13 protein-coding genes are annotated in these 12612 nt (G+C 60.9%); 4 read left to right on the top strand and 9 right to left on the bottom strand.

The features are described from left to right. Positions 1–25 precede the first annotated feature (25 nt). Positions 26–724: a bifunctional 2-polyprenyl-6-hydroxyphenol methylase/3-demethylubiquinol 3-O-methyltransferase UbiG gene (gene ubiG, locus AADV58_RS12980; protein ID WP_341743387.1), complete on the top strand. Its 699-nt coding sequence runs from the start codon at positions 26–28 to the stop codon at positions 722–724. On the opposite strand, the gene AADV58_RS12985 is transcribed toward ubiG, so the two are convergent. After that, on the bottom strand, positions 711–2855 hold the full coding sequence (locus AADV58_RS12985; RefSeq protein WP_341743388.1) for an ABC transporter substrate-binding protein: 2145 nt from the start codon (positions 2853–2855) through the stop codon (positions 711–713). The genes ubiG and AADV58_RS12985 overlap by 14 nt on opposite strands. Before the next feature lie 79 nt (positions 2856–2934). Between AADV58_RS12985 and AADV58_RS12990 the strand changes: the two genes are divergently transcribed. From AADV58_RS12990 to AADV58_RS13000, 3 genes are all read left to right on the top strand, one after another. Then, the gene (locus tag AADV58_RS12990) at positions 2935–3390 is read left to right on the top strand and encodes a peroxiredoxin (RefSeq protein WP_341743389.1); all 456 of its coding nucleotides are present in this window, start codon (positions 2935–2937) and stop codon (positions 3388–3390) included. A gap of 30 nt (positions 3391–3420) precedes the next feature. Next, complete coding sequence (locus AADV58_RS12995) at positions 3421–4839, top strand: PhoH family protein (RefSeq protein ID WP_341743390.1); 1419 nt, start codon at positions 3421–3423, stop codon at positions 4837–4839. A gap of 80 nt (positions 4840–4919) precedes the next feature. After that, a complete protein-coding gene (locus AADV58_RS13000; protein ID WP_341743391.1) occupies positions 4920–6164 on the top strand; it encodes a transglutaminase-like domain-containing protein in 1245 nt (414 codons plus the stop codon). A gap of 9 nt (positions 6165–6173) precedes the next feature. Here AADV58_RS13000 and dnaB read toward each other — a convergent pair whose 3' ends face one another. From dnaB to AADV58_RS13040, 8 genes are all read right to left on the bottom strand, one after another. Then, positions 6174–7580 carry a replicative DNA helicase gene (dnaB, locus tag AADV58_RS13005; RefSeq protein WP_028995324.1) on the bottom strand — a complete coding sequence of 469 codons (1407 nt, stop codon included), beginning with the start codon at positions 7578–7580 and terminating at the stop codon, positions 6174–6176. 63 nt (positions 7581–7643) lie between these two features. Further along, positions 7644–8090, bottom strand: a complete 447-nt coding sequence (gene rplI / locus AADV58_RS13010; RefSeq protein WP_028995325.1) for a 50S ribosomal protein L9 — start codon at positions 8088–8090, stop codon at positions 7644–7646. A gap of 18 nt (positions 8091–8108) precedes the next feature. Next, a complete protein-coding gene (gene rpsR, locus AADV58_RS13015) occupies positions 8109–8384 on the bottom strand; it encodes a 30S ribosomal protein S18 (RefSeq protein ID WP_028995326.1) in 276 nt (91 codons plus the stop codon). Beyond that, complete coding sequence (priB, locus tag AADV58_RS13020; protein ID WP_342664006.1) at positions 8356–8751, bottom strand: primosomal replication protein N; 396 nt, start codon at positions 8749–8751, stop codon at positions 8356–8358. The genes rpsR and priB overlap by 29 nt, the downstream gene beginning before the upstream one ends. Next, entirely contained in the window at positions 8711–9088 is a 378-nt protein-coding gene (gene rpsF, locus AADV58_RS13025; protein WP_028995327.1) for a 30S ribosomal protein S6, read from the bottom strand. The genes priB and rpsF overlap by 41 nt, the downstream gene beginning before the upstream one ends. A gap of 132 nt (positions 9089–9220) precedes the next feature. After that, complete coding sequence (locus AADV58_RS13030) at positions 9221–10960, bottom strand: hypothetical protein (RefSeq protein ID WP_341743392.1); 1740 nt, start codon at positions 10958–10960, stop codon at positions 9221–9223. A gap of 43 nt (positions 10961–11003) precedes the next feature. Further along, positions 11004–11669, bottom strand: a complete 666-nt coding sequence (locus AADV58_RS13035) for an energy-coupling factor ABC transporter permease (protein WP_081700223.1) — start codon at positions 11667–11669, stop codon at positions 11004–11006. 9 nt (positions 11670–11678) lie between these two features. Continuing rightward, complete coding sequence (locus AADV58_RS13040) at positions 11679–12611, bottom strand: electron transfer flavoprotein subunit alpha/FixB family protein (protein WP_341743393.1); 933 nt, start codon at positions 12609–12611, stop codon at positions 11679–11681. Position 12612 lies beyond the last annotated feature (1 nt).

Consider the following 12612-nt stretch of genomic DNA (forward strand, 5'->3'; position numbering starts at 1 on the left):
CTTTTTCCACATAGCGAATCGCACCATGATCAACGCCGACCCCGCAGAACTCGAGAAATTTGGCGAACTGGCCCACCGCTGGTGGGACCCGAACAGTGAATTCAAGCCTCTGCATGACATCAACCCACTGCGCCTGGGCTGGATCAATGCCAGCATTCCGCTGCGTGGCAAACGCGTACTCGATGTCGGCTGCGGCGGTGGACTCTTGTCCGAAGGCATGGCGGCACTGGGTGCCGAGGTCACCGGCATCGACCTGTCGGAAAAGCCGCTGGGCGTGGCCAAACTGCATCTGCTGGAAAGCGGCCACAAGGTCGATTACCGGAAAATTTCGGTCGAGGAACTGGCCGAGGAAATGCCGGCCAGCTTCGATGTCGTGACCTGCCTGGAAATGCTCGAACACGTACCCAATCCGTCGAGCACGATCACCGCCTGCGCACGCCTGGTCAAGCCGGGTGGACAGGTGTTTTTCTCGACACTCAACCGCAATCCCAAGTCCTACCTGTTCGCGGTCATCGGTGCCGAATACGTGCTGCAGATGCTGCCCAAGGGCACGCACGATTACGCCAAGTTCATCAAGCCGTCGGAGCTTTCGCGCTGGGCAAAGATGGGCAATCTCGAACCCAGCGAACTGATCGGCATGAGCTACAACCCGTTCACCAAGGAATACAGCCTGGGCCGAGACACCAGCGTCAATTACCTGATGCGCACGGTCAGGACGGCCTGACCACGGCCCGCTCCCGACGCCGGTACGCAAGTATCGCCGGGAGCGATATCAGGACCAGCAGCAACAGGCCGGTCCACAGCGGCCAACTCGCCGGCGCGTTCCACGCCTGGCGGGCTGCTGCCCGATCGGCGGCATCGATGCGCTGATACTTCAGCGTGTTGTTGCCGACATCGTTGGGCTTGCGGTTTTTCAGCCAGCGATGGGTCAGGGTGTAACTCTTGGGATGCAGCCCAAACACCCAGGGCGCGTCGTAGCGCAGGATGTCCGTCATCTGGCGGACGATGTGCAGGCGCTCCGGCGTGTTTTCCATGTCTTTCATCCGCAGGAACAGGCGGTCATAGACCGGATTCTCGTAATTGGCCGAATTGGCCCCGCCCTGCAGACGGCCCTCCGGGCCATGCAGCAGGAAGAGGAAATTTTCCGGATCGGGATAGTCGGCATTCCAGCCCAGGTAGAAAAGCTGGAAGTTGCCCTTGCGCAGCTTGTCCTGAAAACGGTTGAAATCGGTGCTGCGCACCACGAGCTGGACATCGATCTTGGCAAACTGGCGATTGAGCCAGTCCAGCCTCGATTTGTCGCCCATGCCGCCGCCGGTGGTGTCGAGGTAAAGCACCAGCGGCTCGCCGGTCCTGGCATGGCGACCATTCGGGTAGCCGGCCTCGACCATCAGGCGGCGCGCCACTTCGGGGGACTTGCGTACCGCCCGGCCATCGACCCAGTCATAAACCACGCGATTGATGCCGGCTTCGCCGTCCTCGTAACCGAAAATCCCCGGTGGAATCGGCCCTTGCGCAGCAATCCCGCGACCATTCTGGAAGATCGAGATGAATTCTTCCTGATCGATAGCGATCGACACCGCCTGGCGCAGTTTTGCCGCTTTTTCGTCGAGTCCGCCGACCACGGCATCCTGCATGTTGAAACCCATGTAGAAGGTCGAACTGCGCACCGCGGTCAGCAGACTGATGCCCTTGTCGCGCATTTCGTCGGACAGGGCCACATCGCCGCCAACATTCACGCGCACCGCCTGATCGAAACTGTCGGAGGAAATCCCGGAAGCATCGTAATAGCCTTGCAGGAACTTGTTCCAGTAGGGAATGGCTTCTTTCTCGCGGGTGAATACTGCCTGCTCGATAAAGGGCATCGGCTTGCCGCAATCGGCCAGCAAACCGGCCTCGGCATCGCCCGGCTCGCCGTCGCAGGGATAGGGCTCACTGCGGAAATTCGGATTGCGGCTGAGCACCATGCGCCGGTTGGGATCGTTCTCGGTGAGCATGTAGGGACCGGTGCCGACCGGCCACCAGTCGAGGGTCAGGTTCTTTTCCCGCATGCCGGGCTGGGCGAAGAAGCGGTCGACTTCGCGCGGCACCGGCGCGAAGAACGGCATCGCCAGCCAGTAGGCGAACTGCGGATACTTGCCGCGGATGCGGATCCGCCAGGTCTGCGCGTCGACGCGTTCGACCCCACTCAGCGGATAGGCATCGAGATCGAACCAGGCATCGGCAGGCTGGGTCTTGGCCGCCTCGCGCAAGGCATCGCCGAGTTCGCGCAGACCAACGATACGCTCGGCCATCATGCCGAAGATCGGCGAATGCAATCGGGGATGCGCCAGTCGCTTGATCTGGTAGATATAGTCGTCGGCGACCAATTCGCGCGTTCCGACCTGCGGAAAATCGGCGATGCGCTGACGCCCTTCGGCCGCCCCGGGCCCGAGGTAGACCGGCTGCTCGGCGGCATCCAGCGCGAACGCCGGATGGGGCTGATAGCGGATACCCGGACGCAGTTTCAGTTCATAGACGCTTTCGGCAATCGCCTCGGCCGGCGCATCGTCGGGCAAGGCCCGGCCGTCGGCGGCAAAGTAGCGCGGGTGCGGCAACTGCTCGACCGTCGCCGGGATCAGCTCATAAGGGCGACGCAGGTAGTGATACTGCAACGGCGGTTCGTAAATCTGGGCAATGAAGGTATTTTCGTCTTCGGTGTAGGACTGCGCCGGATCGAGATGCTTGGGCCGGTCGGTGAAGGCCGTATAGAGAATCTCGCGACCGTCGTCGCCGGCACCGTAGGGCGCATTCCACACCTCGCCGCAAGCGGCGAGAAAGACGCACAACAAAAGACTGATCGACAGTTTTCCCATGGACGCGAGTTTAACAAAGGCTTGACCCGGCCTGCGCCCTCCGAACAAAATGCCTTGAAACCCATAACAGGAAGGCATCATGCTCGATACCAAGCTCCCCGACTTCACTCTGCCTGCAACCAGCGGTACGTCGTTCAGGCTATCCGAGCAGTACGGCAAGATCGTCGTCATCTACTTCTACCCCAAGGACAGCACGCCGGGCTGCACCACCGAAGGCCAGAACTTCCGTGACCTGCACGACCAGTTCGTCGCCGCCGGCGCCGTGGTTCTCGGCATTTCCCGCGACAGCCTGAAGGCCCATGAGAACTTCAAGGCCAAGCAGTCCTTCCCCTTCGAACTCGGCTCGGACGCGGATGAAGCCGTGTGCACGCTGTTCGACGTGATCAAGCAGAAGATGATGTACGGCAAAGCCTGTCGCGGCATCGAGCGCAGCACCTTCGTCATCGACCGCGACGGCGTTCTGCGTCGCGAATGGCGCGGCCTGAAGGTGGCCGGCCATGCCCAGGAAGTCCTCGATTTCGTGAAGTCCCTCTGACCCCTTCCCCAACCCCGCCGAGACCATTCCATGCCGCGCCAACCCGCCGCCAAGAAATCCGCGATAACCAAGATCTTCGTGCTCGACACCAACGTCCTGATGCACGATCCCAGCTGCCTGTTCCGCTTCGAGGAACACGACATCTTCCTGCCGATCATGACGCTGGAAGAACTCGACAACCACAAGAAGGGCATGTCGGAAATCGCCCGCAATGCCCGCCAGGCCTCGCGTACGCTCGACGAGATGCTGGCCGGCGACGATGTCGATATCGACGAAGGGATTGACCTCAAGGGCCCATCGAGCAAGCTGGCCAGCGGCCGCCTGTTCCTGCAGACCGAGGCGATCAGCGCCGAGTTGCCGCAGGGCCTGCCGACGTCCAAGGTGGACAACCAGATCCTGTCGGTAGTCATCCACCTGCAGAAGAAATTCCCCAAGCGTCCGGTCATCCTGGTGTCGAAAGACATCAACATGCGCATCAAGTCGCGCGCGCTCAACCTGCTGGCCGAGGACTACTTCAACGACAAGGTGCTCGAGGATACCGACATCCTCTACGCCGGCACGCGCGCCCTGCCCGAGGATTTTTGGGACAAGCACGGCAAGGGCATGGAGTCCTGGAAAAAGGACGCCAAGACCTACTACAAGGTGACCGGCCCACTCTGCCCGCAACTACTGGTCAACGAGTTCGTCTGGCTGGAGAAGGACGGATTTTCGGCCATCGTCAAGGAAGTGGCCGGCAAGACCGCCGTCCTCGAAACCCTGATCGATTACACGCATCCAAAAAATGCCGTATGGGGCATCACCGCGCGTAACCGCGAGCAGAATTTCGCGCTCAACCTGCTGATGAATCCCGACATCGACTTCGTCACCCTGCTCGGCCAGGCCGGTACCGGCAAGACCCTGCTGACGCTGGCCGCCGGCCTGACCCAGACGCTGGAAGGCAAGCAGTTCGCCGAGATCATCATGACCCGCGTCACCGTCCCGGTCGGCGAGGACATCGGCTTCCTGCCGGGCAGCGAGGAAGAGAAAATGGCACCGTGGATGGGTGCTCTCGAAGACAACCTCGAAGTCCTCACCCACACCGACGAAAGCAGCCCCTACGGCGGCGACTGGGGCAAGGCGGCGACGCATGACATCATCCGCTCGAAGATCAAGGTCAAGTCGCTGAATTTCATGCGCGGCCGCACCTTCCTGAAGAAATACCTGATCATCGACGAGGCGCAGAACCTGACGCCGAAGCAGATGAAAACACTGGTTACCCGCGCCGGTCCTGGAACCAAGGTGGTCTGCCTGGGCAATATCGCCCAGATCGACACCCCCTACCTGACCGAAGGCAGCTCCGGCCTGACCTACGTCGTCGACCGCTTCAAGGGCTGGACGCACTCCGGTCACATTACCTTACAAAGAGGCGAACGTTCGCGTCTGGCAGACCATGCGGCCGACGTGCTATAGTCGCTGCAAATATTGAGCCACAGGCCGTGTCCACGACACGGCCTTTTCATTTCGAATTCGACATCCGCTCGAGGACAGCCTTGAAACGCAGAGACTTCCTGGCCAGCACCGCCCTTTTTTCCCTGTTTGCCGGCGACGCCCTGGCCGATACCAAGAAAAAGGCCAGCACAACCAAGAAAAAACCTGCAGCAAAACCCAAGAAGAAACCTCAAACAGCAACCAGGAAAGTCAGCACTTCGGCGACTGCAACCCCCAGTGTCCATAGTGCAAGCAATCCGCTGATCGACAACCCGCCGGACGGTACTTCGGCATCCCGCCTGCCGCCAGTCAGGGCGCAGGAACTGCCCACCGAATGGCAGACCTACCAGATCATCACCACCTTGCGACTCAACGCGCCGGGCAAACATGCCAGGCTCTGGCTCCCTCTGCCGTCTTCGCGTGAAACCACCTACCAGCGCACCGTCAGCCACACCTGGCAGGGCAATTCCCAAAATACAGGGATACAGCGCGAACCGGATGAGCGTCTTGAAGTCCTGCACTGTGAGTGGAACGATGGCGCCAATGCCACGCTGCAAGTTGTCACCACCGTCAGCACGGCCGACCGTCACTTTGACATCACGCGGCGCACCGTCGCTCCCGACCGCGACGATATCCTGCGCGCCAATCTCCGCGCCAGCAACCGGATTCCCAACGATGGTCCGGCCAGGAGCCTGGGTGAAAGCATCGTCGGCCGAATCAGGGACCCGATTGCCCAGGTCAAGGCAATCTACGACTGGGTCTGCGAAAATTCCATTTACGACCCGAACGCCCCGGGCTGCGGCATCGGCGATGTCCGCGAGCTCCTTTATTCCGGGCGCTACATGGGCCGCTCCGCCGACATCAACGGATTATTCGTAGCCATCTGTCGCGGCATCGGCATTCCCGCACGTTGCGTATTCGGCATCCGCACCGGCCCTTCCCGGCTGTTCCGCAGTCTGGGCTTGCGCAGCGACGATGCCAGCCAGGGACAGCACGTCCGCGCTGAGTTCTACCTGCCCGGCTACGGCTGGATTCCGGTCGACCCGAGCGATGTCTGCCGGGCCGCCAGCTACGAAGTGTTGTCCAGAAACGACCCCCGCCTGCAATCGCTCAAGCGCGTGCTGTTCGGCGTCTGGGAAATGAACTGGGTGGCCTTCCACAACGGCACCGACCTGCAATTGCCGGGAGACGGCAAGCTCCTGCCCTTCTTCATCCAGCCTGAACTGCTGGTGGATGGAAAACCGGCCGGCGAACCGAAGATCGGCGAGCGGATCTGGTCGATCAGCGCCCGCCGCATCGCGGGCTGAGCGAAGGAATCAGTCCCGCGCGTCCTGGAAGCCGCCCGAAGCGAGATTCTCGAAACGCGTGTATTCGCCGAGGAAGGCCAGGCGCACGGTCCCGGTCGGGCCGTTACGCTGCTTGCCGATGATCACTTCGGCCATGCCCTTGTCAGGCGAATCGGGCTTGTAGTATTCGTCGCGGTACATCATCAGGATCACGTCAGCATCCTGCTCAATGGCCCCGGATTCGCGCAAGTCGGACATCATCGGGCGCTTGTCGGTGCGTTCCTCGACCTTACGCGACAACTGCGACAGCGCGACGATCGGCACCTGCAGCTCCTTGGCCAGCGACTTGATCGAGCGGGAGATTTCGGACACTTCGGTGGCCCGGTTCTCGCCCTGCTTGTTGCCGCTCATCAGCTGGATGTAGTCGATCACCAGCAGGCCGAGCTTGCCGCCGTACTGACGGGCCAGACGCCGGGCACGGGCACGCAGGTTGGCCGGGCTGAGGCCGCCGGTTTCGTCGATGTATACCGGCGCTTCGTGCAGCTTGCCAAGCGCGAACGACAGGCGCGACCATTCGTCGTCGCTCATGCGGCCGGTGCGCAGGCTTTGCGAATTGAGCCGGCCGATCGACGCCAGCATCCGCATGGCCAGTTGGGCACCGCCCATTTCCATGGAGAACACGCCGACCGGCAGGCCGGTATCGACCGCCACATTCTCGGCGATGTTCAGGGCAAAGGCCGTCTTGCCCATCGACGGACGGCCGGCAACGATGATCAGGTCGCCGGGCTGGAAACCCGAGGTCTTCTGGTCGAGGTCGGCGAATCCGGTGGGCACACCGGTGATGTCGGACGGATTGTCGCGGTCGTGCAGTTCCTGGATGCGCTCGACCACCTGGGTCAGCAGCGGGTTGATATGCACGAAGCCTTCGGCATGACCGGCGCCGGCTTCGGCAATCTTGAAAATCTTCGACTCGGCTTCGTCGAGCAGGGTGGCGGCATCGCGGCCAAGCGGGTTGAGTGCATCGCCGGCGATTTCATCTGCCGTCGCCACCAGTTGCCGGAGGACGGCACGCTCGCGGACGATTTCGGCATAGCGCCGGATATTCGCCGCCGATGGCGTATTCGCTGCCAGCTCGCCGAGATAAGCCAGACCGCCGGTCTGATCGCCTTCCCCGGCTGCGTCGAGTGCTTCGGCGACGGTAACCACGTCGGCCGGCTTGGCCTTTTCCAGCAGATTGCGGATCTGACGGAAGATGCGCCGGTGCTCGTCGCGGTAAAAATCGGTTTCGGCAACCTGGTCGCCAATGCGATCCCAGGCATTGTTGTCAAGCAGCAAGCCGCCAAGCACCGACTGCTCGGCCTCGATCGAGTGCGGTGGCACGCGCAGCGCGTCCAGTGAGGGATCGGTGGTTCTCTGCTTGCTCTGACGCTGATTCATGGTGATGCCCGAAATGAAAAAGGCCTCGCGATTGCGAGGCCCTGAAGCGTAAGTTAAACCGTCTTACTCGGCAACTACCGCAACGCTGATATTGGCGACCACATCGGTGTGCAGGGCAACATCAACCGGGAATTCGCCGAGTGCCTTGAGCGGGCCGTCCGGCAGGCGGATGGCCGACTTGTCGACAGTGAAACCGGCGCCGGCCAGTGCTTCGGCGATATCGGCATTGCCGACGGAACCGAACAGACGACCGTCCATGCCAGCCTTGCGGGCGACGGAAACGGCAACGCCGTTCATCTTTTCGGCAACGCCCTGGGCAGCGGCCAGCTTCTCGGCAGCAGCCTTTTCCAGTTCGGCACGGCGTGCTTCGAACTCGGCCATGGCAGCCGGCGTGGCACGCTTGGCCATACGTTGCGGGATCAGGAAGTTACGGGCGTAACCGTCCTTGACCTTAACCACATCACCCAGGTTACCCAGGTTGACAACCTTCTCGAGCAGAATGATTTGCATGTTTCGTCTCCCCGGAAATTATTGATGGTTGTCGGTGTAAGGCAGCAGGGCCAGGAAGCGGGCGCGCTTGATCGCGGTGCCCAGCTGGCGCTGATAGCCGGCCTTGGTGCCGGTCAGGCGAGCCGGCATGATCTTGGCGTTTTCCTGGATGTATTCCTTGAGGACGTCGACGTCCTTGTAGTCGATCTGTTCGACCTTTTCTGCCGTGAAGCGGCAGAACTTGCGACGCTTGAACAGGCTGTTGCCGCGACGCTTTTTCTTGTCATCAATCTTCTTCTTGAAGAATCGTGCCATTTTCGTTTCCTTCCAAATATTCGATAGTGTTCGCGTGAATCACGGGTGTTCTGCTGTTGCGTCCCCGGGCGGCGATGAATCCTTCGATTCGCATCATGCCGCCGAGCGGTGCTGCCTCTAGCCAGCGTGCTGCATCACCGAGCGCCAGGACTGCCATTTCAACTTCCACCTGTCTTTCGCTGCCGTTTTCGATCAGCGTCGAGTGGTGTTGCAGCCTGCCCTCACTGACCGGTATGCCTGCCGGTGTGTAGCGCAAGGCTTTGCGCTCGACCAGGCTGCCGGACAGGGTGATGGTGTTCAGTACGCGCTTCCCCGTGAAACCCGGATCAGGCAGCAGCGACTTCGGCTGCAGCTTCGGTTTCGCCAGCCAGCAGCGACTTCGACTTTTCTTCCTTCATCATCGGGGAAGGCGTCGTCACGGCGGACTTCATCTTGACGGTCAGATGACGCAGGACTGCATCATTGAACTTGAAGGAATGCTCGAGCTCGCCCAGGGTCTCGCCGTCACATTCGATATTCATCAGCACGTAGTGTGCCTTGTGGATCTTCTGGATCGGGTAAGCCAGTTGGCGGCGACCCCAGTCTTCCAGACGATGCACCGAACCACCCTTGGCGGTCACGATGGAACGGTAGCGCTCGACCATGCCGGGCACTTGTTCGCTCTGGTCCGGATGGACGATGAAGCAGATTTCATAATGGCGCATGCAAACTCCTTTTGGGATAAACCCCCCGTCATGCGTTAGCGGTGGGGCAAGGTGGAAAAGCCCGCAACTATATCACAGATCGCGGGCTTGATGAAGCATTTCTAGAATCGGGAATGTACGACCAAAGCAGGCTTAAGCAGCCTTTTCCTTTTCCATCCGGTTGGATGTTTCCTTCAGCTCGATCAGGAACAGGATTTCCTCGACCACCGGCAACGGGAAGCCCAGACGCTGACCACCGCGATTATCGCGAAGCAACTGGTACATGTAACCGACCACATCTTCCGCTTCCCACATGCGCAGGATGGTAGACATGATGCGCGGCATTTCCTCGACCCCTTGTGGCTTCGGCAGGGCCGGCACCCCATCGGGCGAGGCATCGCCATCGAGCACCAGGTCGACCGCCGCCGAAGGCAGTTCCCAGGGCTGAATCTCGACATTGAATTGCTGGTTGAGATTACGGGCCAGAACATCGAATTCTTCACGCATGCCGGCCATGCGATAAACATCCATCAGGCGAAGCCAGGGCTGCAGCGCCTCCGAAGGATTGTTGTCGACATATTCCTGCAAGGCCTGTGCGGCCCCCTTGACGCGACCGAAGGAGAGCATGATATCGGCCAGCTCCATGACCGGATTGGCTTCAAAATGCTCATCAAGCGTCGTTGCATTGATCGACAGGATGGAATCACCTGGACGGGCCGGCAGGGGTGCCGGCGCTTCAGCCGGTGCAGCAGCACCGCCCTCAAGTTCGACATCAAGCTGTGCCTTGGTACCGGAGACATCGCCATCAAGATGCAGGTCAAGGACGGCCTTTTCCTTCAATTCCTCGTCGCGCGGCGCATCCATGACCGGCTCGGGCGAACCGGCCAGCACGGAATTCAGATCATCATCTTCGGCCCCATGCTGCTGACGCCGGCGCCAGAAAAGCCAGCCAGCCAGCCCGAGCAAAAGACCCAGCAGCAAGCCATAGAATCCCCAGCTGGAAAACAGGTCTTCATCCTGAACCGAGGCCGGAGCAACAGGCTGCGCCGGGGTTTTGGGCACTGCCGGCGTTGCTGCCGCCTGCCCGCCCGCTTTTTCGGTCAGCGCCAGTGTCTTGCTCTGCAATTCATCCAGCGCCGCTTCCATGCTGCGCAGCTTTTCCGCCGCCGCCAGCTGGCTGCTGGCCTGCTCGTGCAGCGCCGCCAGCATGCGATATTCCAGGCGGAGGATTTCCCGCTGTGCTTCGGCAATTTCTCCGGCCAGCATATGCTCACCAAGAACCGCATCGAGCCGCAGCGCACTTTCTCCATCACCACCACCGGCTGAAAGCATCAGCCGATCACCACCATCCCCAAGAACGGGTAAAAGCGGGGCAGTATCCTTCGGTGGAGCCGGTTGAGGCTGCCGCACTTTCGGCGCAGCCTGGGTTCGTGGCGCCCTCGGCGGCGCTTTGGCTACCGGCCGCTCAAGCGGCTCGCTGACCCGGGCCGGCATATCGACGACACCACCAGTCGGCGGCTCGACGCGCGGCGAAGCGAGCAAGGTATATTCCCGATAAATCTCATGTCCGCAGGCAATATGCAGGGCGACCTGAACAATTGGCTCGCGGACTCTTTGCCGGCCGGCGATCGACAAAACTGGCGGCTTTCCTTGCTGGATTCGCAGATCGGCATCCCGCAACCAGGGCAACTGGTCGCCACCGCGCGGCTTGATCAGCCTGAAACAGGCTGCGTCGAGGACAAGACCGTCAGCGCCAAGAACACTGACGGAAAGTTCGGGATGGTCACCAAGAACGAGCTGTCCACGCAAATCGCCAAGGCCAATAGCGGCCGCCGCACCTGATACGGCGAATGCCAGTGCGCCCAGCGTTATACGAAAACCCTGTCGATTCAACGACACACCCCTCAATGACGATCCAATATCTTAATTGTAGCGCTTATTTATCGGAAAGATAACGAGAATCTTCGAAAGAATCCACCCAATTCGGACGATATACGACAAATAGTGTCAACACCATACCGGATAACCACGCCTCGGAAAATGCCAACAGCAAATAATAAGGCAAATATTCCCCAAACAGGTAGTTCCACGCATAAACATCCGCCACGCCAAGCAACAGGGTCGACGCCAAGCCGACAGCCATGATCACCAATCCGCCGCAAAGGAAGGCATTGACGAATACGTAGATGAAAAAATGCGGGGGCAGCAAGCGGGCAACCAGCCTGAATAGCTGATGGGCGATGAACACAGACACGCCGGCCAGCAAGAGCGCGTTTGCCGCAAAGGCAAAACCGCCGGCAGCGCCATTCAGGGTGATGCCCAGCGTCACCAGCGACAGGCCGATAAAGGCAAGATGCGGCCCGAAAGCCAGGGTAAAGACATTGGCACCGAGCAGGTGCAATGAGAGGCCAGGTTTGACGCCGGCCTTGAGGCTCCAGACCAGGATCAGCAGGACAACCATACCCAGCCAGAGGTTGGAATGCTCCGATTCCCGGAAGCGCTTCCACGGTGCCCGCCAAACGCTACGGGCGAAAAGCGGCAGCCAGACGGCCCAAGCCGCCCAGTACCACATTTCGCCCAGCAGATCGTCGGTCAGATTCACCCGGGCATTTTAGCCCAGCGACTGCTCCAGTTGCGGCACCGTCTCGAAAAGATCGGCGACCAGACCATAATCAGCCACCTGAAAGATCGGTGCGTCCGGATCCTTGTTGATCGCCACGATCACCTTGGAGTCCTTCATCCCGGCCAGATGCTGGATGGCGCCGGAAATACCGATGGCCAGGTAGAGTTGCGGCGCAACCACCTTGCCGGTCTGACCGACCTGGTAGTCGTTCGGGACGAAACCCGCGTCGACGGCAGCACGGCTGGCGCCAAGCGCAGCACCGAGCTTGTCGGCCAGCGGCTCGAGCAGCTTGTGGTAGTTCTCGCCGCTACCCAGACCACGACCACCGGAAACGATGATCTTGGCGGCCCCCAGTTCGGGACGCTCGGACTTGGTCAGCTCGCGGCCCTGCAACTGGGTCGTGGCGGTATCGGTCGCAGCAGCAATCGCTTCGACCGGCGCATTGTTGCCGGCAGCGATGGCGTCGAAAGCCGTCGTCCGCACGGTGATGACCTTGACCGGATCGGTACTCTGCACGGTGGCCATGGCGTTGCCGGCATAGATCGGACGAACGAAGGTATCGGCCGATTCCACAGCGGTGATTTCGGAAATCTGGGCGACGTCGAGCAGCGCTGCGACGCGCGGCAGCAGATTCTTCCCGAAGGTCGTGGCCGGCGCCAGGATATGGGTACGACCGGCAGCATTGGCCAGCACCAGCGCGGCCAGGTTTTCCGCAGTCTGCGCTTCGTAGTGGGCGGCATCCGCCACCAGCACCTTGCTCACCCCCTGCAGGGTGGCGGCCTGGGCAGCGGCAGCCGCACAGCCGGCACCGGCGACCAGGACATGGATATCGCCACCAATACGGGCGGCCGCGGCAACGGTATTGAGCGTCGCTGCCTTCAGGGTTTGCTGGTCATGTTCCGCAATGACGAGAATGCTCATG

This window comes from Azonexus hydrophilus, from assembly GCF_038368255.1.
Taxonomy (GTDB): Bacteria; Pseudomonadota; Gammaproteobacteria; order Burkholderiales; family Rhodocyclaceae; genus Azonexus; species Azonexus hydrophilus.

What these genes read in the sequence shown, in the direction of transcription:
- AADV58_RS12985 (WP_341743388.1), bottom strand. Translation starts at nt 2,855, where the DNA reads ATGGGAAAACTGTCGATCAGTCTTTTGTTGTGCGTCTTTCTCGCCGCT.
- rpsR (WP_028995326.1), bottom strand. Translation starts at nt 8,384, where the DNA reads ATGGCACGATTCTTCAAGAAGAAGATTGATGACAAGAAAAAGCGTCGC.
- rpsF (WP_028995327.1), bottom strand. Translation starts at nt 9,088, where the DNA reads ATGCGCCATTATGAAATCTGCTTCATCGTCCATCCGGACCAGAGCGAA.
- AADV58_RS12995 (WP_341743390.1), top strand. Translation starts at nt 3,421, where the DNA reads ATGCCGCGCCAACCCGCCGCCAAGAAATCCGCGATAACCAAGATCTTC.
- rplI (WP_028995325.1), bottom strand. Translation starts at nt 8,090, where the DNA reads ATGCAAATCATTCTGCTCGAGAAGGTTGTCAACCTGGGTAACCTGGGT.
- AADV58_RS12990 (WP_341743389.1), top strand. Translation starts at nt 2,935, where the DNA reads ATGCTCGATACCAAGCTCCCCGACTTCACTCTGCCTGCAACCAGCGGT.
- AADV58_RS13040 (WP_341743393.1), bottom strand. Translation starts at nt 12,611, where the DNA reads ATGAGCATTCTCGTCATTGCGGAACATGACCAGCAAACCCTGAAGGCA.
- ubiG (WP_341743387.1), top strand. Translation starts at nt 26, where the DNA reads ATGATCAACGCCGACCCCGCAGAACTCGAGAAATTTGGCGAACTGGCC.
- dnaB (WP_028995324.1), bottom strand. Translation starts at nt 7,580, where the DNA reads ATGAATCAGCGTCAGAGCAAGCAGAGAACCACCGATCCCTCACTGGAC.